Annotated in this window: 19 protein-coding genes; 14 read left to right on the plus strand and 5 right to left on the minus strand. The window is 54.5% G+C overall.

Annotation, left to right across the window (positions count from 1 at the left end):
- The first annotated feature begins 3,993 nt into the window (after positions 1 to 3,993).
- The 3 genes from Q0D41_RS04370 to Q0D41_RS04380 are packed head-to-tail and all read left to right on the plus strand — an operon-like array spanning position 3,994 to position 5,560.
- On the plus strand, positions 3,994 to 4,785 hold the full coding sequence (locus Q0D41_RS04370; protein ID WP_294375747.1) for a ParA family protein: 792 nt from the start codon (positions 3,994 to 3,996) through the stop codon (positions 4,783 to 4,785).
- On the plus strand, positions 4,786 to 5,181 hold the full coding sequence (locus tag Q0D41_RS04375; RefSeq protein ID WP_294375750.1) for a hypothetical protein: 396 nt from the start codon (positions 4,786 to 4,788) through the stop codon (positions 5,179 to 5,181).
- On the plus strand, positions 5,174 to 5,560 hold the full coding sequence (locus tag Q0D41_RS04380; RefSeq protein WP_294375755.1) for a hypothetical protein: 387 nt from the start codon (positions 5,174 to 5,176) through the stop codon (positions 5,558 to 5,560). The genes Q0D41_RS04375 and Q0D41_RS04380 overlap by 8 nt, the downstream gene beginning before the upstream one ends.
- 115 nt (positions 5,561 to 5,675) lie before the next feature.
- Here Q0D41_RS04380 and Q0D41_RS04385 read toward each other — a convergent pair whose 3' ends face one another.
- Both Q0D41_RS04385 and Q0D41_RS04390 read right to left on the minus strand, forming a co-directional pair.
- On the minus strand, positions 5,676 to 7,562 hold the full coding sequence (locus tag Q0D41_RS04385) for a hypothetical protein (RefSeq protein ID WP_294375757.1): 1,887 nt from the start codon (positions 7,560 to 7,562) through the stop codon (positions 5,676 to 5,678).
- Positions 7,563 to 8,383: 821 nt separating this feature from the next.
- Positions 8,384 to 9,307 (minus strand): tyrosine-type recombinase/integrase, encoded by a 924-nt coding sequence (locus Q0D41_RS04390; protein ID WP_294375759.1) that lies wholly within the window; start codon positions 9,305 to 9,307, stop codon positions 8,384 to 8,386.
- A 390-nt stretch (positions 9,308 to 9,697) separates the two neighbouring features.
- Here Q0D41_RS04390 and Q0D41_RS04395 point away from each other — a divergent pair, with 390 nt between their 5' ends.
- On the plus strand, positions 9,698 to 11,041 hold the full coding sequence (locus tag Q0D41_RS04395; protein WP_294375761.1) for a Na+/H+ antiporter NhaC family protein: 1,344 nt from the start codon (positions 9,698 to 9,700) through the stop codon (positions 11,039 to 11,041).
- 247 nt (positions 11,042 to 11,288) lie between these two features.
- Here Q0D41_RS04395 and Q0D41_RS04400 read toward each other — a convergent pair whose 3' ends face one another.
- The 3 genes from Q0D41_RS04400 to Q0D41_RS04410 form a co-directional block, all read right to left on the minus strand.
- A complete protein-coding gene (locus Q0D41_RS04400) occupies positions 11,289 to 11,756 on the minus strand; it encodes a hypothetical protein (protein WP_294375763.1) in 468 nt (155 codons plus the stop codon).
- Positions 11,757 to 12,060: 304 nt separating this feature from the next.
- Positions 12,061 to 12,426, minus strand: a complete 366-nt coding sequence (locus tag Q0D41_RS04405) for a PIN domain-containing protein (RefSeq protein WP_294375768.1) — start codon at positions 12,424 to 12,426, stop codon at positions 12,061 to 12,063.
- A 2-nt stretch (positions 12,427 to 12,428) separates the two neighbouring features.
- A complete protein-coding gene (locus Q0D41_RS04410) occupies positions 12,429 to 12,707 on the minus strand; it encodes a type II toxin-antitoxin system RelB/DinJ family antitoxin (protein WP_294375771.1) in 279 nt (92 codons plus the stop codon).
- Positions 12,708 to 13,000: 293 nt separating this feature from the next.
- Here Q0D41_RS04410 and Q0D41_RS04415 point away from each other — a divergent pair, with 293 nt between their 5' ends.
- The 10 genes from Q0D41_RS04415 (at position 13,001) to Q0D41_RS04460 (ending at position 25,392) form a co-directional block, all read left to right on the plus strand.
- The gene (locus tag Q0D41_RS04415) at positions 13,001 to 13,189 is read left to right on the plus strand and encodes a hypothetical protein (protein ID WP_294375774.1); all 189 of its coding nucleotides are present in this window, start codon (positions 13,001 to 13,003) and stop codon (positions 13,187 to 13,189) included.
- 357 nt (positions 13,190 to 13,546) lie between these two features.
- Positions 13,547 to 14,059 (plus strand): 4Fe-4S dicluster domain-containing protein, encoded by a 513-nt coding sequence (locus tag Q0D41_RS04420; protein WP_294375776.1) that lies wholly within the window; start codon positions 13,547 to 13,549, stop codon positions 14,057 to 14,059.
- Between the two features lie 51 nt (positions 14,060 to 14,110).
- Positions 14,111 to 16,348 carry a formate dehydrogenase subunit alpha gene (fdhF, locus tag Q0D41_RS04425; RefSeq protein WP_294375778.1) on the plus strand — a complete coding sequence of 746 codons (2,238 nt, stop codon included), beginning with the start codon at positions 14,111 to 14,113 and terminating at the stop codon, positions 16,346 to 16,348.
- Positions 16,349 to 16,412: 64 nt separating this feature from the next.
- A complete protein-coding gene (locus Q0D41_RS04430) occupies positions 16,413 to 16,997 on the plus strand; it encodes a 4Fe-4S binding protein (RefSeq protein ID WP_294375781.1) in 585 nt (194 codons plus the stop codon).
- A 3-nt stretch (positions 16,998 to 17,000) separates the two neighbouring features.
- Positions 17,001 to 19,010 carry a hydrogenase 4 subunit B gene (gene hyfB / locus Q0D41_RS04435; protein ID WP_294375784.1) on the plus strand — a complete coding sequence of 670 codons (2,010 nt, stop codon included), beginning with the start codon at positions 17,001 to 17,003 and terminating at the stop codon, positions 19,008 to 19,010.
- A 9-nt stretch (positions 19,011 to 19,019) separates the two neighbouring features.
- Positions 19,020 to 19,946: a respiratory chain complex I subunit 1 family protein gene (locus Q0D41_RS04440; RefSeq protein ID WP_294375786.1), complete on the plus strand. Its 927-nt coding sequence runs from the start codon at positions 19,020 to 19,022 to the stop codon at positions 19,944 to 19,946.
- Between the two features lie 15 nt (positions 19,947 to 19,961).
- Positions 19,962 to 21,413, plus strand: coding sequence for a hydrogenase 4 subunit D (locus Q0D41_RS04445; protein ID WP_294375788.1), 1,452 nt, complete (start codon positions 19,962 to 19,964; stop codon positions 21,411 to 21,413).
- A gap of 9 nt (positions 21,414 to 21,422) precedes the next feature.
- Positions 21,423 to 22,076, plus strand: coding sequence for a hydrogenase 4 membrane subunit (gene hyfE / locus Q0D41_RS04450; RefSeq protein ID WP_294375790.1), 654 nt, complete (start codon positions 21,423 to 21,425; stop codon positions 22,074 to 22,076).
- A 10-nt stretch (positions 22,077 to 22,086) separates the two neighbouring features.
- Positions 22,087 to 23,646 carry a hydrogenase 4 subunit F gene (locus Q0D41_RS04455; protein WP_294375792.1) on the plus strand — a complete coding sequence of 520 codons (1,560 nt, stop codon included), beginning with the start codon at positions 22,087 to 22,089 and terminating at the stop codon, positions 23,644 to 23,646.
- Positions 23,647 to 23,655: 9 nt separating this feature from the next.
- Positions 23,656 to 25,392, plus strand: a complete 1,737-nt coding sequence (locus Q0D41_RS04460) for an NADH-quinone oxidoreductase subunit C (RefSeq protein ID WP_294375793.1) — start codon at positions 23,656 to 23,658, stop codon at positions 25,390 to 25,392.
- The last annotated feature ends 6 nt before the right edge of the window (positions 25,393 to 25,398 follow it).

The raw sequence follows: 25,398 nt of genomic DNA on the forward strand, positions 1-25,398 counted from the left end.
TTTCCTTGCAGGAAGCACTGCAATTTCTTTGCAGGGGCAAGGAACAATCCCGTATTGCAGGACGAACTCGTGCGCCCTCCGAGCCATCCAATCCACGCCCTCTGCGGGCTTTTTCTATTGGCAATTGGCATGCAAAGCGCCTCATCTGCTCCATATTTTTCGAGTGTTCTATCCGCGTAATCTATTGCATTTTCTTAGAACCCATAAGGACGAATCACCTTCGCGCGAATACTCCCGAAGCCATAGAATCGCGCGTCATTCCACTTCCTCAATGAGTGTGGAAAGTCCCTCTCAGGGTTAGCGAATATGAGAACTACCATCCCCACTTCTGCCTCTGCGGGGAATTTTACAGTTTTACATGATAATTGCAACCCCTCCTGCAATCTTTGCCCCTAATATGTTTCTCGCTTTTTCATATACCAGAGCCAAGGCACCTTGCCCCAAGCCCGATGCGCTCCCCTCTCCCTTTCCCTTCCTTCCCAATGCTTTTCCCTATGGTCATCTTGCGCATCAAGAAAACTTGCTTCTTGATGCTCTTGATTCCTTTACGTGAGGCCAGCTCGAGGCTTTTTCATTTGAAAGTTTACTTAAATCCTCTTTAATTAGTACGATTTATTACCCCCTCTAAACATTCGTGCCAAGACCATGATTGATCAAATATCCCTCGTGTGCTTTCTTCTTCTTGCATCTTTCCGATGCTTTTCTTCGCCCTTTGATTTCGCCTGCTCCCCTTTCGATATGAAGATGAGGAGTACGCAATCCTTGGCTCGCCGCCTTATCGCAGCCCTTCACGCCAAGCATCGAATCATGCGAACGCCATGTCGAAATCCGATTTCATTCCCATGCGACGTAGCATCTATATTTCCTATCACACATGATTTCTCTCGTGAGTTCTTTACGTTGTAAACATTAATATTATGCCTGTTAGTTCATTTACATGATTATTTGTCAATTTGGGCCCTTTAATTCAATAGCATTACTTGATTCGTGGGCCATTTTTCTTCTTTGTTCGCATCCGTCAGCGGCGTCGCAGCTAATCCCCTTCCCCTCATTCTCCGCTTCGATTGTTCTGTCGCGCCCCACGAGCGCCCCAAAATGACACGATGAACCGCATGTTGACCACAGAGCCCCATCGTTGCATTCAGCTCAATTACCTATCGCTTTTCCAGAATTCTTCTGCGCAGCTTAGTCAATGAACCCTATCTCAAACTCATCTTTTTATTGCCCCTATCCCTATTTTCAACTGCAACCTCGAAATATACTGAGCTATTCATTGATTGAATTCCATGCTCACTTTCCAGCCCAACTATTCAACCTTAGCCCCAAGCTCGTATCGGCACTCGAGGCATGCGCTCTTCGCCATGCGCCAGGTTCGTTTCAACGGTCGAATTACTTTCAGCACACCCGATAATCACGCAGTTCCCTAGGCTTCTTCACTTGTCATATTCTGTCATATCCAGCGCGCTACTACACCGCCCCCTCAAAATTTCACATGCGACATAGCAGAATTATCCATATCAAAATTGCCCAGACCCCCTCCAGAGCTGTACGCCTTAGCGATCGACCGATTGCATAAGCGTCAATTGCTTGAGGAGTCGAGCATGAATTCATGCATTGCTGTTCCGCCGGCGAGCCGCAGAAGAAACACCGGGAGTACAACAAGAACGAGATTCCAACACCCGACTGCTCATCCGTTCCTTAAAACAGCTCACCATCTTCAGCGCCTTTCACTTCACCCCCCCCTTCGCATACCGAAACCAATGCTTTCAATGAGATTCCAATATCCCCAAGACCCCATATCAATATCGAAGCCAAATGACGCGTCGCAATCTAGGCAAATTTCAATTGAAAGGTCGCCATAATACAAAGTTCTCGTCCGCTGAACGCCACGTCCGGTGAGGCGACGATTAAATCGAAAGGTCGCGAGGAGGGGATACGCTGCAATGCGGAGCATTTTTTTTGGAAACGAGAGACAAACCCACTGGCCTTGCCACAAACACACCGACCCTGGCTTTCGGCACGTCGCACCCTTCGACCTTAATCACATCCAATTGCGGCCAACATTCTCCGATTCGCCCCAAAGCCAACATGCCAAGATCAATGAGTCTCTACACGAGCCCAAGGCTTGAAAGCTGAGCGAATTCTTCCCATCGCGCGAAAAGGAGCAATGGTGACTAAAAAACTATCCGCCTGAGAGGCCTTCTGTGACATGATTTAAACCCAAATCGGGTACTTATACTATTTTTCTCAATACAGGGCTTTATTTCCGCTCTCAAGGCCAAATTTGGCCATGCACCCTCCTACCCCTTGCACTTAGTCCTTTCCCATGAGAATGCCCTACAACCATTCCGATCCACGGCCTCGCCTCTATCACCGCCAGCAGGATGCGTCCTTGGCCCAGAGTTCATCTCAGAGGTTGGCGCGGTTCCTTTCTGAGGCGGCTTTTAGCGCCATTTTATTTCGGCGTACCGCGCCTCTTCCCTACCCGCCGCGTCCTCATTGCGCTTTCGTCATCCCCGCTGCGTCCTCGTTGCCTCGCTGTCTCTTTACTTCTTACCAAGCACCCTTCACGCTGTTAATCATTATCAATAGTGTGCTATTTTGATAGCCGTCTATCTATCTAGTTACCTATCAATTCTCCTTCTTAGGTTTTGCCTGTTCAGAACAATAAGCCACACTCTTATCGATGAATTATCGCAGCATAAATTATCTCGTTGACGTATGATGTCTACTGACTATTTGGCTATGTAGCTATGTAGCTACTTAGCTAGTTTGATATTCCGCTACCAATACTTCTATTTCTCTATGCAAAAGCCTCGGCTGCGATTCGTTCATAACAAGAATCTGAACAGCTCGTGTTTCATTGCTGCAGATCAAATCCCTCCGTCAGACAGTCCTCCCGCCCATAACGAGCCTCGTCAATCTACGTAGATCACTGAAGCACAAGCCCAGTAAACAATCGAATGAACGAACGTAACTCCACTGACAACAAAAGAAAGAAGTTATGGGCCACTTAGGAATGAATACAGGAGGGCAGGGGAGGGAACTCGCTTCGAGATTCCCTAAATACGAAAGGACGCTAGAGGTTCCTTCTAATCCAAAGCTGTACGAGCGAGTGGCACTTCAAAAAGATGCGAGAAGAGCGGGGATGTATGCAGCGCTCTCAAGCTCCCTGGACGTATAAGCCTGCGCATCCTCTTCGGACGCAGGGTAGGGGAGTGCGAGCCATGGGGGAATGCATATAGAGGCAACCGGAATCATTGTTCAGTCAATCGAAGATCGCACCGACCCAGATTGAGCTACTGTACTAGTAGGCTATTTCAATAGCGCGCTATCTTGCTATCTTTGTTCAACGCGAGTAAAGACTCGTACTCCTCAACCAATCAAATTGGCTGAAACTTCAATGCGATTAGACACGCACAATAGCTTCCTACATAAGTATCTTGCTATGAGACTACTTTCCTATACCGCTATATAGATATTTAGTTAGCCTATTATCTGAATATCATGCTATCCAACAAATTAGCAAGCTTGATATGTAGCTATCTTGTTATCTGTCTATTTGAGTAGCTGATTATCTGACTAGCATCATCACTTTATACCTAACTATCTCACTATCTGGCTATCTCATTAGCTGTGTATTTTGCTAGATAGCTATCCTGATATTTAAGAAGTTTTCTATTTAAATAGCCTACTATCCTGCTATTTGATTAGTTTGCTATTTTGTTATTCAGATATTTGACTATTCAATTATCTGCATAGTTCGCTACATGGTTAGTTCACTATAAGGTTATTTCGTTATTTTGATATCTCATTATTTTCCTATGTTGTTATTTATTTAGCTGTTTAGCCTAATAGTTTGCTAGCGCTCTATTAGGCTATTACGATACTTAGATATTTTGTTAGTGAAATAGCAGGGTATCTGAATATCGTGCTAAAATGATATTCAGATAGATTGATACGAATTTAGTAATTCCAGGTAGAAGGTACAGAATGGGTAAAACATACTCCGTAGCAAACCGAAAAGGTGGCTGCTCAAAAACAACGACAGTAGGCGCGCTTGCGTCTGGCCTGAATGAACTTGGATGCAAAGTTCTTGTTGTAGACATGGACCCCCAAGGAAATATTTCCGATTGGGCTGGTTTTAACACCGATGGTCAAAACACTACTTACGAAGTTATCACAAACCGCTGCGAAGCTTCTGAGGCAATTTACGAGACGAAGCATTACGATTTGATGCCTGCAGATAACGACTTGTTTGCATCAGAAACTGAGCTCGCTAACGCAATTGATCGTTATGAGCATATGCGCGATGCTTTGAAATCGGTTAAAGATGAGTACGACTTCATCCTTATCGATACGCCGCCAAACCTCTCAACATTGTCAATCAATGCATTCGTAGCATCCGATGGCGGCATCATCGTCACGACCGATACGGGCGCTTTTTCAACAAAAGGTATGAACGATCTTGCCGAAACCCTTGCTATGGTCAGCAAAAAATTGAACCCTGAAGCAAAGGTAATTGGCATCCTGCTTACGCGTTTCAACCCTCGCTTCAATGCAATGAAAGTTATGCGAGAAGTTACCGAGAAATTCAGCGCATACTTCGAAGCGCCCGTTTATGACACCTTCATTCGACAGTCAGTAGCCGTTATGGAATGCCAGATGGAATCGGTTGACCTCTTTGACGCACCGAAACAATCAGCAGCCATTGCCGACTATCGTGCATTTGTCGCTGAATTCCTTCATAACGAAAGCGCCAAAGAGCAAGAGAGCGAGAAGTAAATGAGCAGGACCGGAACCGACCCCAACAAGATTCTGATGGGAGACCTGAAACCTGAACTTGCTGCAAAGGCCGACATGCTCTCGAGCAAATTTGCGCCAAAACCTAGACGCGCAGTAGAGGCAGAAGAGCCAGCCGCCCAGGCCCCGGCAAAGCAGGCCAAAGAGGCATCGGTCCCCGTTGCCAAAAAAAGAGCCAAGCAGGAAAAGAAGGTTGAAGTAGCTCCCGTTGAAGAAGAGCTCACCCAAATGAACATTCGTATTCCTGTAAGTCTTAAGCGTGACATTGATAGGATCGTCTTCGAAAAGAAGTATTCAGGCGAAGATGTGAACATCAAAAGCCTCGTGAGCCAATGGATTCAGGAAAGCGTCAAGAAGGAACTGCGTAAGAATGGCTAGCCGCCTTCCGGTACGCGTCCCGCTCTATGGAAACGCGTACCAGTTTGTTCCCGCGCGAACAACGATTCTCAACCCGGCTCTTAAGGGGGAAGCAACGCAGCTCTATCTTCTATGGGCCACAATAGGGGAGGGGAGCAATAAAGGAGTACTTTCTGATATAACGAATGACGAGACTATTCCTATTTTTGCGTGGTTGACCGACGACGAGCGCTTTCTTACAAGCGCTTACCAACAAGACTATGAATTCATCGAATGCGTAAAGGAAATTGTAACGTTCGGTAACTTTCCCTCTGGGTCACTAATCGAGCTTGCGATAGCAAAACCCCAGGTCACAAATGATGGACCTGGCATGGTTGCCCGTTTTTCCATAACTGTATAATAGCTAAATAGATTACTATCCTGCTATCTAACTATTTTATTAGCTAGATAGCAGGATAATTTTATACATCGATAGCGAGCTAGTCTATAAAGAGCGAAGCATCCATGGTAATAAACTATATAGAATGATTACCCGATCGCGTATCATCGACATTTGCCAAATCGCACGCAGCAAGCCAGTACTTCAAAACGGTAGGGTACGAGATGCCCGTAACCTTGGAAACGAAATTCTTCGACGCGCCAGGGTTTTCAACCAGCACACTCGCGATTGCCGCCGTTTTCTCGTCTCGAGATTTTTGGGAATACGCAGGACGAGCGACCTCTTCAAGATGAGCAACACGCGTACGACCATTGCGCTTCTCTGGCTCGCCAAATGGATCGAAGCCGAGAGTGCGAACCTCGGAGTTCCTCGTCTGCCAGTTATCCTTCTTGTAGCCCATCAAGGCGTTATCGATATCTCGACGGGTGAGGGGAGTGCCCATTTTTGCCCATGGAGTATTCAGCAAATCCAGATAATCGCGCTGCAATTCTTTACGCGTTTTAACAGGCTGAACCATCATATACGCAACTCCGGCGAGCATATAAAGCGACAAATATCGCCTGCCCAGAGGCACTTTTGGCAGATTCTCGTAAATCGTTTGATACACGCCGCCCGTTTCACCTGCAATCAAGGGGTGGGGGCGAGTCTTCCAGCGAGAACGAACGGGACGCCTATTCCCAGATTCCTGCTTTTGCCCACGACGGCGCACGCCCTTTTGAATGAGAATGCTCGCCCCAGGAGCATTCAACGAGGCGGCGGTATCGAACTCAGCCTGAGTCAAATTCCCCTTCTCGTATAAATCGCGAATAAACACGAGCTGATCTTCGCTTGCAGGCTTTTCCTCAAAGGCCTTCTGGCGAGCCTCAATCTCGTCAGCAATGTCTTCAAACGACTTCCACCGCACGTCATCCTCGCAAAGAACCAGCTCAGAAGCATATGGCAAACGATCGAAAGAAGCCAAAACGTGAGAAAGCGAAAGCGGATTCACCGTAGAATGCTTGAAAACGCGGTCAGCGGGGCAAAAGCAGCGAACAACTTCACCGCGTTTCGTAAGCGATCCCGGAGCGCGGAAACCGTGATTGAGCGAAGTGCAATGCGTATCGAGCACGCAAGGAAGGTCGAAACAAATGAGGTCGTAATACGCATAGAGAGTATCGGCCAAGGCTTTGTATTTCGTACGCCGCGGATTATGAATTCGGAACGTTTGCAAGGGCTCATCGAAAATGTACCAGAGATGAATCCCTCGACCAGTAAGGCAGACGTATGACGGCAAAAGCCTACCATCAATGCGCTCGAAAATTTTCTCCAAAACAACGGGGTCCATAGGGCCATCTTCATCCTCGACGCCATCATGCGACGGATCAATATCGACGCAAATCGCATTCAGCGTGCGCTGCTGAGCGCGCTGGGTATTAAGGGGCATGCGGTATGCGCCATTTCGAGTCTGAAAACGCCCGGTGAAAATGAGCGCAGGCTCATTACGAATTGAAGAAAGGAGGAACTCGATATCAGCAAGGGAGTCGCATGCGTAAAGTTTATACGTCTGCTCACGATCGTCATGAAGATGCAGATAGCTAACGAGCACTTCGTTATACGCATGTTTCTCAGGGTCGCCCAGTCCGAACAAATCGAAGTAAAACTGCAAAGCGGTCGGCGGAACGGTCATTACCGGAGCAAGCGGCCGAATCGAAAAAGAACCAATGCTGGAATCGAAATGCGCAGTACCCGATGAGGCCAAAGCAGGTTCAACGTAAGTCAAAGCCTCATAGCCCTGAAGAAGCTCATCGCGCGTAAGGTCAACGGAAAGTTCGATAAAGCCATTCGATTCAAGGCAGTCAGTAAGCGCCGTAGCAGATGCATTGTAACGACGAAACTCCGCTTCAGCACGAAGACTTTCGGCAATAGCCTCATCAAGATTAAACGTAGAGAGAGGGGAGGGTTGAGCCAAAACGAGCAACTCCAAACATCGATCTTCCAAACCCATAAGGGTGACACTAAGAACGATAAGATTTTATAACGTGAAAGCCTAAAAGTCCATTGCAGATAAGCCAACGCTTCGAGGCTGGATATGGACAACAAGCGAAATAACGGCAAGTTCCACATCGAATTCAAGGCGTTTTAAGGGTCTTAGGTACCAAAAGCAAGTATCGGGCTCTACCCGCATAAATTCCGACGTTAGAAGCCGCTAGAACGTCCCTCAAGGGGTCGAAAGGCGGTTCAATCAATACCGCATTCCTGGAGTTGACCGAGGATCTGAGGGAAGAAATCTTCAACGGCGCGAAAGGCATCCCACCCTGCCAAGAGAGGTCGATCGGACGACGGTCGACCCGGTCCCATGACAATATCGTCGTAATTTGCTGCTAGGTTATAAAATCTAATAAGTAAAGATATCGCACTCTATACAAAGTAAACTATCTCATATCCCCTGCTCGTATCGATTGTTTTAAAAGTAGCGGTCTAGAACTAAAAAACGCGAGCGGAAATATGTAGAAGAACACTGAAACCAGCAGCAGAAGAGGCAGTAAGCACTCTCGGAACCAATAAATACGGCAGGCTCGGAACCCCAAAGAGAGGAAATGATCGGCCAGGGTCACGCCATTGGAAGCCTGTGTATAAAAAACGCCTCCCGTCTCGAAGAAAAATGAGATGGGAGGCGGCAGGAAAAATAGGGCTGGTATCAAATGAAAGCCTTATTAACAGGCCTAGATGCCTATCGCTTATATCAGTACTAAGAAACCGTAGCGAGAATGACGAAATGAAATGGTGCCCCTTTCTTCAAAGCGCTTAGTCTAAAAGGCGCGAGATATTATTCTCGGCGGCATTCTTGATGCGATCGATGTTGTGGGCATAAATCATCGTTGTGCTGATATCGGCATGACGGGCCATTTGTTGGGCCTCACGCTCGCTCGCGCCGCCAAGCAGAGAAAACGTAATGGCGGTGTGGCGCAAAGAATGCGCGGTATAGCGAGGGTCATCGATTCCTATTTTCCGCATTGCTTCTTTAACAATACGAGATACAGAGCGCGTTGTAAGCCGCTCTCCAGAATTCCGGCGAGCAACCGAGGTAAAGAGGGGAGAGCCGCCACGTGAATCATAGCGCTGTTTAAGATAATCGCGAATAGGCGCCAAAGCGCTTTCGGTAAGCACAACGTAATTGTCTTTACCGGGTCGGCCCTTACCTTGAATATAGAGCACATCAACGCCCGATACCGTTTGGATATCGCCGCAATCGGCACGAACCACTTCAATATCGCGCAATCCAGTACGAAGCATAAGATTCAGCAGCGCAAAATCTCGCATGCCTGCTTCCGTTTCACGGTCGATGGATGAAAGCAATCTTCGAGCTTGAACGACGGAGAGGGAGGCTTTCTTGAAATCCCGTGACACTCTTTCGCCTCGAACGCCACGAGCGATATTGGGTATTCCATTTTCTTCTGCATAAGAGAAGAACGATCTCACGGCACCAAGGTAATTAGAAACGGTTGTTGGCTTCAAGCGTTTATCAACAGCAAGATATTCGCGAAACGAAACAATGTCGCGCTTTATAAGGGTATCGAAATCAAGGGAGGTGTCACTGACGAAGGCGCAGAACGATTTAAATGCACGTTTATACGTGTTCTTAGTCGAAGATGAAAGATCGAGAGAATCGAGCCATTGCGCAACAACCTCTTCATCAAGCGGAGCAAAAGAAGAGTCCGAATTACCCACAACACACCGCCTGTCGAATCGATAACGTTTTGTTGCAACCACCAAAGCTTCGAATAGCGCTTATAAAAACGACAGGGCAAATGGTGGCTGGAAACCGTAAATGTATAAAGTATGTCCCATGATAGGGCACTGGCTCAAAGCCAACCACCAGAAAGGACCATCCTTTTGGCATCGAGCAATGCACGGGCTGCGTTTGCAGAACAGGAACTCAGTAACAATCAATTGACCAGCGGAGGAGCAACTGCGCTCAAAACCTGGCATAAAAGCTCGCACAACACGATATCGAAGCCAAACATCCAATTTGACGAGCAATAACCGTCGTTGTCACCTGGAACGTTCGCATTCCTCGCTACAATGGAAAGGCTATGCAAACAGAGAGGAATAATCAAAATGGAAAAAGGTAACCTTCGGGCGCTCGCTCCGATCGGGGTATTCCTTGTGCTTTACCTGGGCCTGGGAATTCTCTTTGAGTACGTCCTGAAGATTGAGATGGGCTTCTACAGCATTCCCATCGTCGTAATCTTCTTGGTGGCGCTTCTGGTGGCATGCTTCCAGAATCGCAAGCTCAGCTTCGATGACAAGCTGGCCATCATGGGTCGCGGCATTGGCGATAAGACGATCGTCACTATGATTCTCATCTTCATGGCAGCCGGTATATTCGTAGGCACCGTAGGCCGCAACAGCGCCGAAAGCGTCGCGTACCTCATGCTCTCATTCATTCCGCCCGAGTTTGCGGTGGCCGTTTTGTTTGTCGTGAGCTGTTTCGTTTCACTCGCCATGGGAACCTCGGTGGGTACCATCACGCTCATCACGCCCATTTCCGTTGCCGTGTCCGCCGCTTCCGGCTTCGATTTGCCGCTCTGCGTGGCCTCAGTCATGGGTGGCGCGATGTTCGGCGACAACCTGTCATTCATCTCGGACACGACAATCGCGGCGTGCCAAGGTCAAGGATGCGCCATGAAAGACAAGTTCCGCGAGAACTTCAAAATCGCACTGCCCGCCGCGTTGGCATCGCTCGCGATTATTTTGGTGCTGTCGTTCAACGCGAACATCACAGGCGCGGTGATTCATGAATACGAACTTATCGAGCTCATCCCGTACCTGATAGTTTTAGCAGGCGGCATTATTGGCATCAACGTGTTCATCGTTCTGCTTTTGGGCATTCTTTCCGGTGCCATTATCATGGTTGCCACGGGAGCCACCGCCGCAACCGATTTGCTCACGAGCATGGGCACCGGTGCAGCGGGCATGTTCGAGACCACGATGGTTGCCATTCTGGTCTCTGCCATTTGCGCGCTCATTCGCGAATATGGCGGCTTCATATGGCTGCTCAATGCCATTAAGAACACGTTCAAGAATCGCAAAGGCGGCCAGCTTGGCATGGGTATCTTGGTTGGATGCATGGACATCGCAACCGCGAACAACACCGTGGCGATTGTTATGGCCAATCCCATCGCCGCGGACATGGCGAAAACCTACAATATCTCGCGCCGCAAGACCGCATCTATCCTCGATACGTTCTCGTGCGTTTTCCAGGGCATCATCCCCTATGGCGCCCAAATGCTCATCGCCATTGCAACGACCGCAAGCGCCGGCTATGCAATAACGGCATTCCAGATTATTCCGTGCTTGTTCTACCCCTTTATGCTGCTCATCAGCTCGTTGGTCTTCATCTTCCTGATTCCAGACCATCGCGAATACGACGGAGACGATGCGGAAGCTACCGAAGCGTAAAGAGGCTTTGAATCCACAGCTAAGGCCCCGACAAACGTCGGGGCCTTTTTTAGGACGAAAAAGCTTGGAACCCGCTAAACGCTCGTAGCGTTTAGCGGGTATTCGGGCAAAAGAAAACCCCCGCTTCCGAAACCAATCATGATTTCAAGAAGCAGGGGAGAGGCATCCAATGATGGGTTCGAGACCGAACTCGCTTATCGAAACCTGCTAAACGCTACGAGCATTTAGCAGGTTTCAGATCGAAGGCCTACTCGCGAGAGAAGAAGCGAAAGAGGGCAGGGCAGGGAACGGGCAGGTTGCCACGGCGAGCGAAGCGGCCCAGGAAGCTCATGCCCGAAAGCGCCAAGGCAATGCCGAGGCCCGTGTAGAAGAAGGCGATGAACCAGTTCGGTACCAGGCCGAAGGCACGAAGGCTAATGCCGCCCGTCATCATGATGGCCATCATGATGTAGCCAGAAGCATCGAAGAAACGCCAGAAGGCGATTTTATCCCCAACGTAGCCAGCAATACGATTCGCATGCTTTCCGACCATCTTCGAGAAGACCTTGATATGAAACACGGTGAACACGGCGATCGCCCCAATAACGAGCAGCCACCACATGTTCTGGCTCATTTGGCCGAACGAAAGAATACCGAGTCGAGCGATGTTCACGCCTGCTGCGAGCCACACAATGCCAGCAATGAAAAGCAACGCGGTTTTCGAAACTTTCAGCATAGGAACTTCCTTCCAGATGCAAGGCCGACGCCTTGAGACCTCTCTTTATGGGTTCCTATTGTGCTGGAGTTTGACATGAACATCAAAGGGGTCATGTTCAGTTCTGGCAAATGTGGTGAAACGGTGTTCGCGGAAAATCCCATAGAGCTCAAGCATATATAGGTAAGGCTCGCGGGCAAAAGCGCCAGCGAGCCTTACTTGTTTCCAATGAGGAAAAATCGACCTCACGAGAAGCGATTTGAGGCGTTTTAATCGTGCATCTCGAATAAAGAGTCAAGAAGCACCTAACGCCAGTCAGAATCGATTACATGAGCGCTTTTTTCAATACGCCTTTATCGAAGCTCAAAATCGCATGCCCCGAACGCACATTGCGCGCAAGCATCATGCAATCGGTGAAGTCCATGGTCGTGGACCCAAAATAACGAACCGCCAAACGAATCTCAGCCTTTTCGGGCGCATTCACATCATCGAGAAGCCAATCGAGCACGCGGGCAATAACCGAGCGCGGAACACGATACACATCGCGCAAGACAACGCACACGCGCGTAATGATTTCGGGATAGACGTACGCTTCACCACTTGTAATGACATCAGCAACACGTTGAGCTTGATGCACATTATCCTTGAGCAAGTAACGAAGGATCGCCGTCTCGTCAAGAATCGTTGCCATGGCTATTGCCCACCTTTCTCGTTCAAAGAAGTAATCCATGCGCCGCGCTCTTGGTCGCGCTTGGCGGGGCTTGCGAATATATTCAGCGCGCCAAACGCTTCGAGCTTGCCCGAAGGACGCTGCGAAGACAGCTCGAAAGGCAGCCTCTGCTCCTGAACGCTCTTGGTCAAAAACAGCCGAACGGCCTCCGACGTCGTAAGGCCAAGGCTTGAGAACACATCTTCCGCCTCCTGTTTCAATTCAGGTGAAATTCGAACCTGCAGAAGGGCATCTTTTGCCATTATTTCAGCCTCCTTACTCATGTTTGAACAACTTTTGTAATGACATTATATTACGTCGAAATCGCATTGAAAATGAGCTGATTCCAGGGTTTCAGAGCTCATTTTAGGGAGGGCCCACGGCTTTTTCGCGCACTGTCGGGCACAAGGAATTGCGCCGTCGCTTGCATAAGCGACCCCAAAACGGCACGCGTTTTCTTCTTTACCAAATCCCCTGTACAGAGCACCCATTAAAGCTATAATCCACCACCAAGACGCCATGGATGGCGATCGACGGCATCGAAAGGGGAGCAATCATGGCAAAACACTACAGCGCCGAGGAGCTCGGCACGAATTTCGCCGAAATTGCCCAAGAGGCAATCGAGAGCGACGAGCCCATTTTCATCAGCCAAGGCGGACAAGCGCAGGTCGCGCTCGTGAACGCCGACACATACCTGCAAGATATGCAGGCATTGCGCGAGTTCCAGCGTATTTTTGCGAAGTAATCGCATACTTATTCAACCGAAACTTCTCGCTCATACGAAAAAAATTTTTCTCGACTAATGCCTTGGACAGGAATCGAAACTTGTCCAAGGCATTTTCCATTTCATTCGTAAATATCGGCTTAAATCGGCCAATAGTGCAACACATACCAAAAAATGACCGCCTTTTTAGGCCCTCTTTTAACCGCGTTCAAGAGTAATTTTGCCCGATATTTATCTTGAAGAAATTATGAAGGAGGTTTATTGTTAACTACGTCGAAACCTGTGCCAGGCCCATGAAAAGACTGGGGAGCCTTACAAGAAGCCCGGCAGAGAAAGCGGCGAGAAAGTAAAGGGGAAGAAGGAAAGGGGGAGACATCTATGGGCAATAAGTTCGTAATCGCAGACCCACGCAAATGCATCGGCTGCAAGGCATGCATGGCAGCATGCCTCGTGAAGCACTTCGTGCCGGGTGATATGCCCATCGCTCGTCTCAACGTCGTGCAATCGGGCGAACGCACCGCGCCCATCGTATGCCATCACTGCGAAAACGCGCCATGCGCCAACGCATGTCCCACCAAGGCTCTCTACAACGAGGGCGACCGCGTGGTAGTTCGCATGGAGCGCTGCATCGGATGCAGAAGTTGTGTAGTGGCATGCCCGTATGGCGCCGTGAACGTGGTTTCGCGCTACGACTCCGGCGACCTTGGCGGCATTCGCGTAGGGGCGGCGCAAACCGCGACCGTCATCAAATGCGACCGCTGCGTCGATCGACCGGGCGGTCCTGCATGCGTCGAGGCATGCACCTCGAAGGCACTCATGATTGTCGATTCCGACGACATCGAGGCCCATACGAGCAACCAACGCGCAGCGGCAGCTGCGGCGCTGGCTTAACAAAGGGGTCGCCGCATAAGGCGGCGACAGGGGAAAGAAAGGGGGAGACTCATGGAGAAACACATGGTCGTGTGTCCATACTGCGGCACCGGCTGTAAGTTCAACCTGCTGGTCGAGAACGATCTCGTCGTAGGCGCTGAACCTCTCAACGGTCTCACCAACGAGGGTTTCCTGTGTTTGAAGGGCTGGTTCGGCTACGACTTCATCAACGACACGAAAATCCTCACTCCTCGAGTGCTGCATCCCATGATGCGCGAGGAGAAAGGCGCGCCTCTCAAGCGCGTTTCGTGGGATACCGCTCTCGACTTCGTGGCGAGCAAGCTCACGGAAATCAAAGAGAAGTACGGACCCGATTCAATTTTCGTCACCGGTTCCTCGCGCGGTACCGGCAATGAATCCAACTTGGCGGCGCAGCGATTCGCACGTGCGTGCATTGGCACGAACAACATCGATAACTGCGCTCGTGTTTGACACGGCCCCACTGTCGTCGGTCTGATTGACACACTTGGAGCTGGTTCTATGAGCTGCGGCGTTCCCGGCATGGAGGACGCTGGCTGCTTGTTCTTGTTCGGCTACAACCCGAACACCTCGCACCCCCTGGTCGCTCGCCGCATGGTGAAGGCCAAGGAAAAGGGCGCGAAAATCATCGTCGCCGACCCGCGTTTCATCGAAACCGCGCGCATCGCCGACATCTACATGCCGCTGAAAAACGGCAGCAACATCGCTTTCCTCAATTCGTTCGCGAACGTGATCGTCAACGAAGGCCTCATGGACGAGGAATTCGTGCGCGAGCACACGCTCGGCTTTGACGAGTGGTGGAAGACCATCGAGAAGTACACCCCCGAATCGACCCAGCACATCACCGGCATCGACCCGGGCATGATGCGCGAAGCGGCCCGCATGTACGCGACGGCCAAGCCTTCTTCGATCATTTGCTGGGGCATGGGCGTGTGCCAGCAGAAGCAAAACGTCGAAGCGGTGCACACCGCCGCGGCGATTGCCTGCATCAGCCACCAAATCGGCAAGCCGAATTCCGGCGTTGCCCCCGTTCGTGGCCAGAACAACGTTCAGGGCGCATGCGACATGGGCGCTCTGCCGAACTTCTTCCCGGGCTACCAAAGCGTCACCGACCCTGCCATCAAGCAGAAGTTCGCTGACAACTGGAACATCCCAGTCGAGAAGCTCTCCGACCATATCGGCTACAAGGTCACCGACCTGGGCCACTTGGTGAAGGAAGGCAAGATCCACGCGTTCTATAACTTCGGCGAAGACCCGCTGCAAACCGATCACGACACGCAGCATCTGGCCGAAGAACTCGAAGGCCTCGACCTGTTCATCTCGCAAGACATCTTCATGACGCAGACCAGTGCCGCCGCCGACGTCATTTTGCCGGCAACGAGCTGGGGCGAGCACGAGGGCGTCTTCTCTGCCTGCGACCGCACGTTCCAGTACTTCAGCGCTGCTGTGCCGCCGAAGGGCGAATGCAAGCATGACTGGCAGATCTTCAGCGAGATCGCCGAGCGCATGGGCTACGACATGCATTACGAGAACACCCAAGACATTTGGGATCACGAATGCCGCAACATGTGGCCCGCAGCATACGGCGCGACCTACGAGAAGATGGCGGGCGTCGGCCATGCGCAGTGGCCCATCCCCACGCTCGAGCATCCCGGCACTCCCGACCTGTTCCTGGGCGGCAAGTTCACCACCCCGGAAGGCAAGGCGCACCTGGTGGCGCACGAATACGTCGACCCCACCGAGCTGCCTGACGACCAGTACCCGCTCGTGCTGTGCACGGTTCGCGAAGTCGGCCACTACTCCTGCCGTTCCATGACGGGCAATTGCGAGCAGCTGTCCAACCTTGCCGAAGAGCCCGGCTTTGCCCACATCAACCCCGTCGACGCCGCAGCCCGCGGCATCAAGAACGACGACATGGTATGGGTCAGCTCGCGCCGCAGCCGCATCATCACCCGCGCTTTCGTCGACGACCGCGTGAACGAGGGCGCCGTGTACATGACGTACCAGTGGTGGATCGGCAAATGCAACGACCTCACCATCCACGCCGTCGACGACCGTTCGCGCACGCCTGAAAGCAAGTACTGCGCCATCGAAGTCGAGCGCGTTGACGACCAGGTTTGGGCCGAGCAGCACGCCGAGAACCTCTACATGGAGCTCAAGGCGCGCTTGGCCGCCGAGGCCAACGAGCAATGGCAGGGCAAGGTGGGCGTCGCTTACAACGACCTGCACGAAGAGCAGGGCGACGCCGGCAAGGTAAGCGCCCACGCCTAAACGAACGTCTCAACGTGCGGGGGCGCAAACCCCTGCACGTCAACCAGAAGGAAAGGAGGAGTGAATGAATCGCTTTATCGCCATATATCCCAGCCGCTGCGTCGCGTGCGGAACGTGTCGCGCCGCTTGCAGCGAGGGTCACAAGCGCGCTGGTCTGCAGAAAGAGCCGAGGCTTGCCCTGTACGAGAGCCGCGACGTCGTCGCATCGCTCACGTGCCACCACTGCGAAGGCGCGCCCTGCGTGAAGGTTTGCCCCGTCAATGCCATCAAGCATGAAGACGACGGCTGCGTACGCGTGGACGAATCGCATTGCATTGGCTGCAAGCTTTGTGCCGTGACCTGCCCGTTTGGCGCGATTCATATGTCCGGCACCGGCCGCGCCGGTGTTGCGGGCATCGAATACAACACTCCCACGTTTGCCGCTTCGCTCGACCCCATTCTCCAATGGGAAATCGGCGTTTCGCCGGTCGCCGTCAAATGCGACCTGTGCAAATACGACGGCTGCAAACCGCACTGCGTCGACGCCTGCATCACCGAGGCGCTCACGCTCATCGAAACTGACGGAACCGAGGCCGACCTGGAGGCAAAGCGCAAAGAAGCGCTCGAGGCCGGCTTGGTGATGCTTGAAGACTACGAGGGGAGGGAATAGGAAATGGATATGTTGCTTGTTTCCACCGTCGTCTCCATCGTGGGCGCGATCGTCGCGCTGTGCCTGAGCAAGGCTGAAAACACCGCGAAGGTCGTCGCATGCCTCTTCGGCATCGTGGCTGCGTGCTGCTCGATCATCGCGGGCGCAACGGGAATCTTCGGCGCAGAGCAGTTCATCTGCTTCGCAACGCCGTTCAATTTCGCGAACTTCACGCTGCTCATCAACCCCCTGTCGGGACTGTTGCTCGTGGCCATTAACATCCTCGCGCTCGTCGCTTGGATTTACGGCCTGGCGTATTTCGACGAATACAAGGGCATGGGCCTTGGCGCCATCGGCTTCTTCATGAACCTGTTCGTGGCCTCGATGAACATGGTGCTCACCGTCGACAACGCGTTTTGGTTCCTCGTGTTCTTCGAGCTCATGTCGCTGACTTCGTACTTCCTGGTCATCGTGGAGCAGAAGCCCCAGTCCATCAAGGGCGGCTTCCTCTACTTCATCATGGCCCACGTCGGCTTCTTCATGATCATGCTTTCCTACCTGATCATGGCGGCCAACACGGGAAGCTTCGAATTCGCGACGTTCCGCGCCACGCAGTTCAGCCCCGCAATTGCCAGCCTGTGCTTCATCCTGGCGTTCTGCGGCTTCGGCTGCAAGGCGGGCATGTTCCCGTTCCATTCGTGGCTGCCGCAGGCGCACCCCGCAGCGCCCTCGAACGTTTCGGCCCTCATGTCGGGCGGCATGATCAAAATCGGTATCTTCGGTATCGTGAAGGTCGGCCTCGATCTTTTGGGCTCATGCGAGGTTCAGCTGTGGTGGGGCTTGGTCATTCTGGTGATCGGCGCGCTCTCGAGCGTGCTCGGCGTCGCCTACGCTTTGGGCGAGCATGACATCAAGAAGCTGCTCGCATACCACTCCGTCGAGAACATCGGCATCATTTTGCTGGGCATCGCCATCGGTTACATGGGCATGGCCCTCAATCAGCCGGTCATCGCCGTGCTCGGCATTATGGCTGGCCTGTATCACGTGCTCAACCACGCGATGTTCAAGGGCCTGCTGTTCTTGGGCGCAGGCTCGGTGCTCTACACCACCGGTAGCCGCAACATGGAAATCATGGGCGGCCTGGCTCGCGTCATGCCCGCCACGGCCATGTGCTTCCTCATCGGCTCGCTCGCCATTTCGGCCATCCCGCCGTTGAATGGCTTCGTGTCTGAGTGGTTCATCTACCAGTCCATGTTCTCGGTCGCCATCACTGGCGATATCATCGTTCGCTTCTTCGCGGCATTCGCCGCCGTGTCGCTGGCCATCACCGGCGCGCTCGCGGTTACCTGCTTCGTGAAGGCCTACGGCGTCACCTTCCTGGGCGCGCCGCGTTCCGAGGCTGCCGCCAACGCCAAAGAGGTGCCCGCCTCCATGCGCATCGGCATGATCATCCTCGCCGTTATGTGCATATGCCTGGGCATTGGCGCCCCGTGGGTGGCCCCCGTTATGCAGAACATCGCCGCGGCGACCACCGGCCAGGCGACCATCGCCGTCGCAAGCGGCCTCGATATCGCGAACCCGGCAATCGGCTCGGTCGTGTCCACCCCGATGCTCGCGATTCTGCTCATCGCTTGCGTGCTCGTTCCTGTGGCTGCTCGCAGCCTGTTCTCCAAGGGCGGCGTCGCAAGCGACCGCGACCCGTGGGCATGCGGCTATGCGCTTGACCCCGAGATGCCGGTTGTGGCAACCACCTTCGCGGCTGAGGTGAAGATGTTCCTCAAGCCGATTTACGCCGCACGCGAAGCCGTGGTTTCCACGGCGGGGTCGTTCCAAGCAATGTTTGGAAACGTCGTGTCTGGCGCGGCGAAAGCCGAAACCGTCGGCGACAAGTACGTCGTCGCCGGCACCGCATCGTTCGTCAACTGGATCAGCAAACAGGTTCAGAAGATCGAGGGCGGCAATTTCCGCGTGTACATCATCTACATCGTGGTTGCGCTCGTGTTCTTCCTCACCTTGGCTGTATTGATGAAGTAGGAGGGCGAAATGGAAATCATCATTGCACTTGTTCAAGCCCTTCTGCTCGTGCTGCTCGCGCCGCTCGTTTCGGGCTCTGCCCGTTGGCTGCGCGCGAAGATGCACACCCGCAAGGGACCATCCATCCTGCAGGACTACTACGACATCGCGAAGCTGTTCCGCCGTCAGGACGTGCACCCGAAAGATTCGAGCTTCGTGCACAAGCTCATGCCGCCTTTGTTCATGGGCGTGCTGCTCGTGCTCGCGATGGGCATTCCCATGATCACCATGGCAAGCCCCATTGCTTGGCTCGGCGACATCATTTTGGTGCTCTACCTGCTCGCCCTTCCGCGCTTCTTCTTCTCGCTTTCCGCGATTGACTCCTCCGACGCCTACGCAGGCATCGGCGGCGTGCGTGAGCTCATCATTGGCGTGCTCGTCGAGCCGGCCATGATGCTCGCGCTGTTCACCGTGGCGCTCGCAACCGGCACCACCGCCATCGGCGGCATGGGCGCCGCCGTGGCAGACCTTTCGGTGAGCGCGCCCGTGGGCGTTTTGGTAGCGGCGCTCGCATTTTTCGCGGCGTGCTACATCGAGCTTGGCAAACTGCCGTATGACCTGGCAGAAGCCGAGCAGGAGTTGCAGGAAGGCCCGCTTTCCGAATACTCCGGCCCTTCGCTCGCGATGGGCAAAATGGCGCTTTCCATGAAGCAGATCATCGTGGCCAGCTGGTTTATCGCGATCTTCGTTCCGTGGGGCGCCGCAACCGAGCTCACGATTCCCGCGCTCGCCTGTGGCTTGGCGGCATGGCTCGTGAAGATGCTCGTGTTCTTCTTCATCTGCGGCGTGTTCGAGAACATCGTTTCCCGCGTGCGCTACAAGTTGGTTGGCCGCCAGACCTGGGCCGTTGTAGCACTCGCGCTGTTCGGCTTCGTGTTCTGCGTTCTGGGATTGTAGAAGGGGGTAATTGACATGATTGGAACTATTTCCCTTCTCGCCCTTGGCGCCATCGTGATCCCGTTCGTCGCGGCCCTCGTCATTGTGGTCGCGCCGCAACCTTGCGCGAAATGGCTGTGCATCGGCGCCGCAAGCGTGTCGACCGCGCTCACCATCGCCGTATGGGCAATGCTCGCGCAAAACGGAGGAGAGACCGTTACCGTCGCATTGGCTTCCATGGGCAACGCGACCATTCTGAGCCTGATCTTCGACAAGATGTCGGTCATGCTCGCCACCGCGTTCGTTGGAATCGGCCTGCTCATCTCGATTTACTCGGTTGGCTACATGAACGCCGGCAACCGTGAGCATCCCGATGCTCCGCGCCGCCGCTTCTATGCCTTCTTCACCGTGTTCATCGGTGCCATGGCGGGCCTCGTGTACAGCGACACGCTCGTGTGCCAGCTCGTGTTCTTCGAAATCACGGGCGCATGCTCGTGGGCCCTTATCGGCTACTATGGCACGCCCACCGCGAACAAGTCGGCCATGAAGGCGCTCATCCTCACGCATATCGGTGCGCTGGGTCTCTACATCGCGACCTGCCTTCTGTTCTCACAGGCGGGCACGTTCGAGATTTCCGCAATCGCCGGCCTGTCCGATTCGTGGAAGATCGCCGTTCTGGTATGCATCGTCATCGCCGCATGGGGCAAATCGGCCCAGCTGCCGTTTTACATGTGGCTGCCTTCCGCAATGGAAGCCCCCACGCCCGTTTCGGCCTACCTGCACGGCGCCTCCATGGTTAAGGTCGGCGTGGCCGTGCTCGCACGCGCCCTCGCTTCTGCTGGCGTGATTCCCGAGGCCGTTGGCTGGGTCATCGTGATCGGCGCCATCGTCACCATGATTTTCAGCTTCTTCATGTACCTGCCCCAGAAAGACATGAAGCGCCTCTTGGCCTTCTCGACCATCTCGCAGCTGTCCTACATCTTCCTGGGCTTCGGCTTCTTCGTGTTCGGCAGCCAGCTCGCCTTCGACGGCGGCGTGATGCACATGTTCAACCACGCCTTCGCGAAAACGCTGTTCTTCCTGGTTGCCGGCGCATTCAGCTACACCATGGGCACCCGTATGCTGCCTAAGCTGAAGGGCGTTTTGAAGAAGCAGCCGCTTCTGGCCGTCGGCTTCGGCGTCGCGGCGCTCGCCATCGCGGGCTGCCCGCCGTTCAACGGCTTCTTCAGCAAGTTCGCTATCTTCGCAGGCTCCTTCACCGCCGCGCAGGGCAACTGGCTGCTCACGGCCATCGTGGTCGTTGGCCTTATCGAAACCGTCGCGTGCTTCGCATGGTTCCTGAAGTGGATGGGCTCGGTCATTCCGGGCGAGCCTTCCGAAACCGTCGCCAACAGCCAGGCTTTGCCTAAGCCCATGGTCGGCGTGTTCATCGTATTGATCATCATGACCGTTTGCTCCAGCTTCATCGCTGCAGCGTGGCTCGGATAGGAGGCAACAATGAACGGATATGTTCTCGTGAATATCCTGGGCGCGTTGCTCATCGTGACCTCGCTGTCGGTCATGCTCACGCGCTCGCCGCGCACCTCCGCGTTCGAATACGCCGCGCAGTCGTGCGTGCTCGTGGCCATCTTCATTACGCTCGGCATGACCACCGGTTCGACCGAACTGTTCACGTGGTCGTTCACCGCAACGCTCACGAAGGTCATCTTCGTGCCCGCCGTGGTTCTGTACGCGTACAAGAAGATGGGCGCGCCCGAAAATACGGAAGGCTCTTCCACCACGCCGGTGCTCTCCATCGTGCTCGTGGCCATTGAGCTGCTCGTGTGCTTCATCGCCGTTATGGGAATCCAGCTTCCCACCGCGGCTGAGGTCAAGCCCGCGCTCGCCGTATCGCTTGCGCACTTCTTCATCGGCCTGACCTGCATCATCACGCAGCGCAACATCTTGAAGCAGATGTTCGGCTACTGCCTGATGGAAAACGGCTCGCATGTCACGCTCGCCCTGCTCGCGCCCCAGGCGCCTGAGCTCGTCGAGGTCGGCATCGCGACCGACGCCATTTTCGCCATCATCATCATGGCGATCGTGGCGCTGCGCATCTACAACTGCACTCATACGCTCAACGCGGATGAGCTTTCGAAATTGAAGGGTTAGGGGGGTCATCATGGATTTCGCGACTATGCTCGTCGTTCTGCTTGCGATCCCCTTGATCGCCGCGCTGCTCATGGCGGTTTTGCCTTCCAAAGCCGTGCCCGCCGCAGCGTATGAATCGATTCATATCTTGTCGGTCGGCGCCGTGTGCGTGCTGGCAATCTATCTGGTCGTCAACGAATTCGTGTCGGGTACCGCCATCGAGGCATGCGGCCTGTGGTTCCGCCTCGACGGTCTGGGTTCGATCTTCGCCACCCTTATCGGCGTGATCGGTCTGCTCACAGGTATCTACTCCATCGCCTATGTGCGCCACGACATCGAAATCGGAAACATGGGCCCTGGCCAGGTGAAGCAGTACTACGTATTCTTCAGCCTGTTCGTGTTCTCGATGCTTCTGGTTGTGACCTCGAACAACATCATCATGATGTGGGCCGCCATCGAAGCGACCACGCTTGCGACCGTGTTCCTCGTCGGCTCCTACAACACGAAGCTCTCGCTTGAGGCGGCGTGGAAGTACGTCATCGTGTGCACCGCCGGCGTGGCGTTCGGCCTGTACGGCACCGTGCTGGTTTACGCCAACGCGAACGCGCTCATGGCCGACCCGACCCAGGCCGTGTTCTGGACCTCGATCCTGCCTTACGCAACGCAGTTCGACGCCCAGCTCATCCAAATCGCATTCGTGTTCGCCGCCATCGGCTTCGGCACGAAGGCCGGTTTGTTCCCCATGCACACCTGGCTGCCCGATGCCCACTCCGAGGCCCCGAGCCCCGTTTCGGCATTGCTTTCCGGCGTGCTTTTGAAGTGCGCGATGCTCATCGTCATCCGCTTCTACATCCTGGCCATCCAGGCCGTCGGCCCCACCTTCCCGCAAACCGTCATGCTCATTCTGGGCGCGATCTCGGTTGGCATGGCCGCCCTGGCCGTGTTCTCGCAAGACGACCTCAAGCGCAAGCTGGCGTACCACTCCTGCGAAAACATCGGCATCGTGGCTTTGTGTTTGGGCTTCGGCGGACCGCTCGGCATCGCCGCAGCGCTTCTGCACTGCGTGACGCACGGCTTCACCAAGGCGCTGCTGTTCTGCATCTCGGGCAACGTGCTCATGAAGTACGGCACCCGCGACCTGAACAAGATCAGCGGCATTCTGCGCGTGGCCCCCACCACGGCAGTGCTCATGGCGATCGGCTTCTTCGCCCTTGCCGGCTTCCCTCCGTTCGCCATGTTCGTGTCTGAAATCATGGCATTCGCCGCAGGCGTGCTCGGCGGACACATCGCGCTCGTGGTGCTGTTCGGCATCGCGCTGACCATCGTCGTGGCGGCGTGCGTGCACGTGGTGACTGGCGCCGTGTTTGGCGAAGCGCCTGATACCGTGAAGAAGGGCGACGTCGGCGCGCTGGCGTTGGCCCCCGAGATCATTATGGTCGCCGTCATTTTGTGGTTCGGCGTCGCGATGCCCCAGCCGGTTATCGCAGGCGTCGAGGACGCGACCGCCATCGTTTTGCAGTCCGACGTCAACGCGCTGCACGAAGAGCCCCTGTTCTCGAGCCTCTTCGGCGCATCGGAAACGATGGAATAAGGAGGAGTTATGGCTGCAACAGCAAAATCTCGCGCGAGGGTGTGCGAGTCGCATATCGAGGCGGTTCAGAATAACTTCCCCGGAGTTGTGAAACATTACGAGTGGCAGGCGGAAGATCAGGTGACCGTCACGGTCGAGGCCGACGCCGCGCCTGAAGTCATCGAGTATCTGTACTACCAGCGCGACGGTTTCATGCCCGTTATGGTCGGCAACGACGAGCGCCAGCTCAACGGCCACTACGCGCTGTACTACGTGCTCTCCATGGAAGGCGAGGACCGCGGTTTCCTCACCGTTCGCGTCGAAGTGCCGCGCGATACCGAAACCTTCCGCGCCGTGTCGGCGAAGGTGCCGGCCGCGGTATGGAGCGAGCGCGAGGTGCAAGACATGTTCGGCCTGAAGGCCGAGGGCATCATCGACGGCCGCAACCTCGTGCTGCCCGACGACTGGCCGGCCGGCATGTACCCGCTGCGCAAGGACACGATGGACTACCGCTATCGTCCCGCTCCCACAAGCGACCTCGAGAGCTACGAGTTCTTGAAGGAAACGGGCGAGAAGGAAACCACCATCATCCCGATGGGTCCTTTGCACATCACCTCTGACGAGCCTGGCCACTTCCGCTTGTTCGTCGATGGCGAAACCATCATCGATGCCGACTACCGCCTGTTCTTCATCCACCGCGGCATGGAGAAATGCGCCGAATCGCGCATGAACTACGATCAGGTGCCGTTCCTGGCCGAGCGCGTGTGCGGCATTTGCGGCTACGCGCACTCGGTGGCCTATTCCGAGACCATCGAGCATGCCCAGGGCATCGAGGTGCCGCTGCGCGCCCAGGTCATTCGCTCCATCGCGCTTGAGACCGAGCGTCTGCATTCGCACCTGCTCAATTTGGGCCTCGTGTGCCACTACACCGGCTTCGACACGGGCTTCCAGCACTTCTTCCGCGTACGCGAGAAGGCGATGGACTTGGCCGAGCTTTTGACTGGCGCCCGCAAGACCTACGGCTTGAACCTGATTGGCGGCGTGCGTCGCGACATGCTCGCTGAGCAGACGATCGAAACCCGCCGCCTTCTGGCCGAGCTACGCGCCGACGTGAAGCGCCTCGTGGACGAGATGACCTCGACCCCGAACTTCATGAAGCGCACCCAAGGCGTCGGCGTGCTCGACAAGAAGATCGCGCGCGACTACAGCCCCGTCGGCCCGCTCATGCGCGGATCGGGCTTCGCCCGCGACACGCGTTGGGTGCATCCGTTCGACGGCTACAAGCTCATCGCCGACAAGCACAAGCCCATCACGGAAGATTCCTGCGACGTGCTTGGCCGCACGCTCGTGCGCATCGGCGAGGTGTTCGACAGCATCGACATCATCGAAGAGCTGCTCGACATGGAGCTGCCGAAGGGCCCCGTGCTCACCGAAGGCTGGACTTACGACCCGAACAAGTTCGCGCTCGGCTTCACCGAGGCCCCGCGCGGCGAGGACGTGCACTGGTCGATGGTCGGCGACAACCAGAAGTGCTACCGTTGGCGCTGCAAGGCATCCACGTACAGCAACTGGCCGGTTCTGCGCTACATGTTCCGCGGCAACACCATTTCCGACGCTGCCCTTATCGTGGGCAGCCTCGACCCGTGCTACTCGTGCACGGAGCGCGTGACCGTCGTCGACGTGAACAAACGCACGCAGAAAACCTTGAGCAAGACCCAGCTCGAGAACTACTGCGCCGACCGTCGCCATTCGCCGCTGAAAGATTAGGAGGTG

The organism is uncultured Slackia sp. (assembly GCF_934630525.1).
Classification (GTDB): Bacteria; Actinomycetota; Coriobacteriia; order Coriobacteriales; family Eggerthellaceae; genus Slackia.

Bases quoted from the DNA above. Each gene is read 5' to 3' on its own strand.
- Q0D41_RS04370 (WP_294375747.1), top strand. From the start codon at position 3,994: ATGGGTAAAACATACTCCGTAGCAAACCGAAAAGGTGGCTGCTCAAAA.
- Q0D41_RS04375 (WP_294375750.1), top strand. From the start codon at position 4,786: ATGAGCAGGACCGGAACCGACCCCAACAAGATTCTGATGGGAGACCTG.
- Q0D41_RS04380 (WP_294375755.1), top strand. From the start codon at position 5,174: ATGGCTAGCCGCCTTCCGGTACGCGTCCCGCTCTATGGAAACGCGTAC.
- Q0D41_RS04395 (WP_294375761.1), top strand. From the start codon at position 9,698: ATGGAAAAAGGTAACCTTCGGGCGCTCGCTCCGATCGGGGTATTCCTT.
- Q0D41_RS04400 (WP_294375763.1), bottom strand. From the start codon at position 11,756: ATGCTGAAAGTTTCGAAAACCGCGTTGCTTTTCATTGCTGGCATTGTG.
- Q0D41_RS04405 (WP_294375768.1), bottom strand. From the start codon at position 12,426: ATGGCAACGATTCTTGACGAGACGGCGATCCTTCGTTACTTGCTCAAG.
- Q0D41_RS04410 (WP_294375771.1), bottom strand. From the start codon at position 12,707: ATGGCAAAAGATGCCCTTCTGCAGGTTCGAATTTCACCTGAATTGAAA.
- Q0D41_RS04415 (WP_294375774.1), top strand. From the start codon at position 13,001: ATGGCAAAACACTACAGCGCCGAGGAGCTCGGCACGAATTTCGCCGAA.
- Q0D41_RS04420 (WP_294375776.1), top strand. From the start codon at position 13,547: ATGGGCAATAAGTTCGTAATCGCAGACCCACGCAAATGCATCGGCTGC.
- Q0D41_RS04430 (WP_294375781.1), top strand. From the start codon at position 16,413: ATGAATCGCTTTATCGCCATATATCCCAGCCGCTGCGTCGCGTGCGGA.
- hyfB (WP_294375784.1), top strand. From the start codon at position 17,001: ATGGATATGTTGCTTGTTTCCACCGTCGTCTCCATCGTGGGCGCGATC.
- Q0D41_RS04440 (WP_294375786.1), top strand. From the start codon at position 19,020: ATGGAAATCATCATTGCACTTGTTCAAGCCCTTCTGCTCGTGCTGCTC.
- Q0D41_RS04445 (WP_294375788.1), top strand. From the start codon at position 19,962: ATGATTGGAACTATTTCCCTTCTCGCCCTTGGCGCCATCGTGATCCCG.
- hyfE (WP_294375790.1), top strand. From the start codon at position 21,423: ATGAACGGATATGTTCTCGTGAATATCCTGGGCGCGTTGCTCATCGTG.
- Q0D41_RS04455 (WP_294375792.1), top strand. From the start codon at position 22,087: ATGGATTTCGCGACTATGCTCGTCGTTCTGCTTGCGATCCCCTTGATC.
- Q0D41_RS04460 (WP_294375793.1), top strand. From the start codon at position 23,656: ATGGCTGCAACAGCAAAATCTCGCGCGAGGGTGTGCGAGTCGCATATC.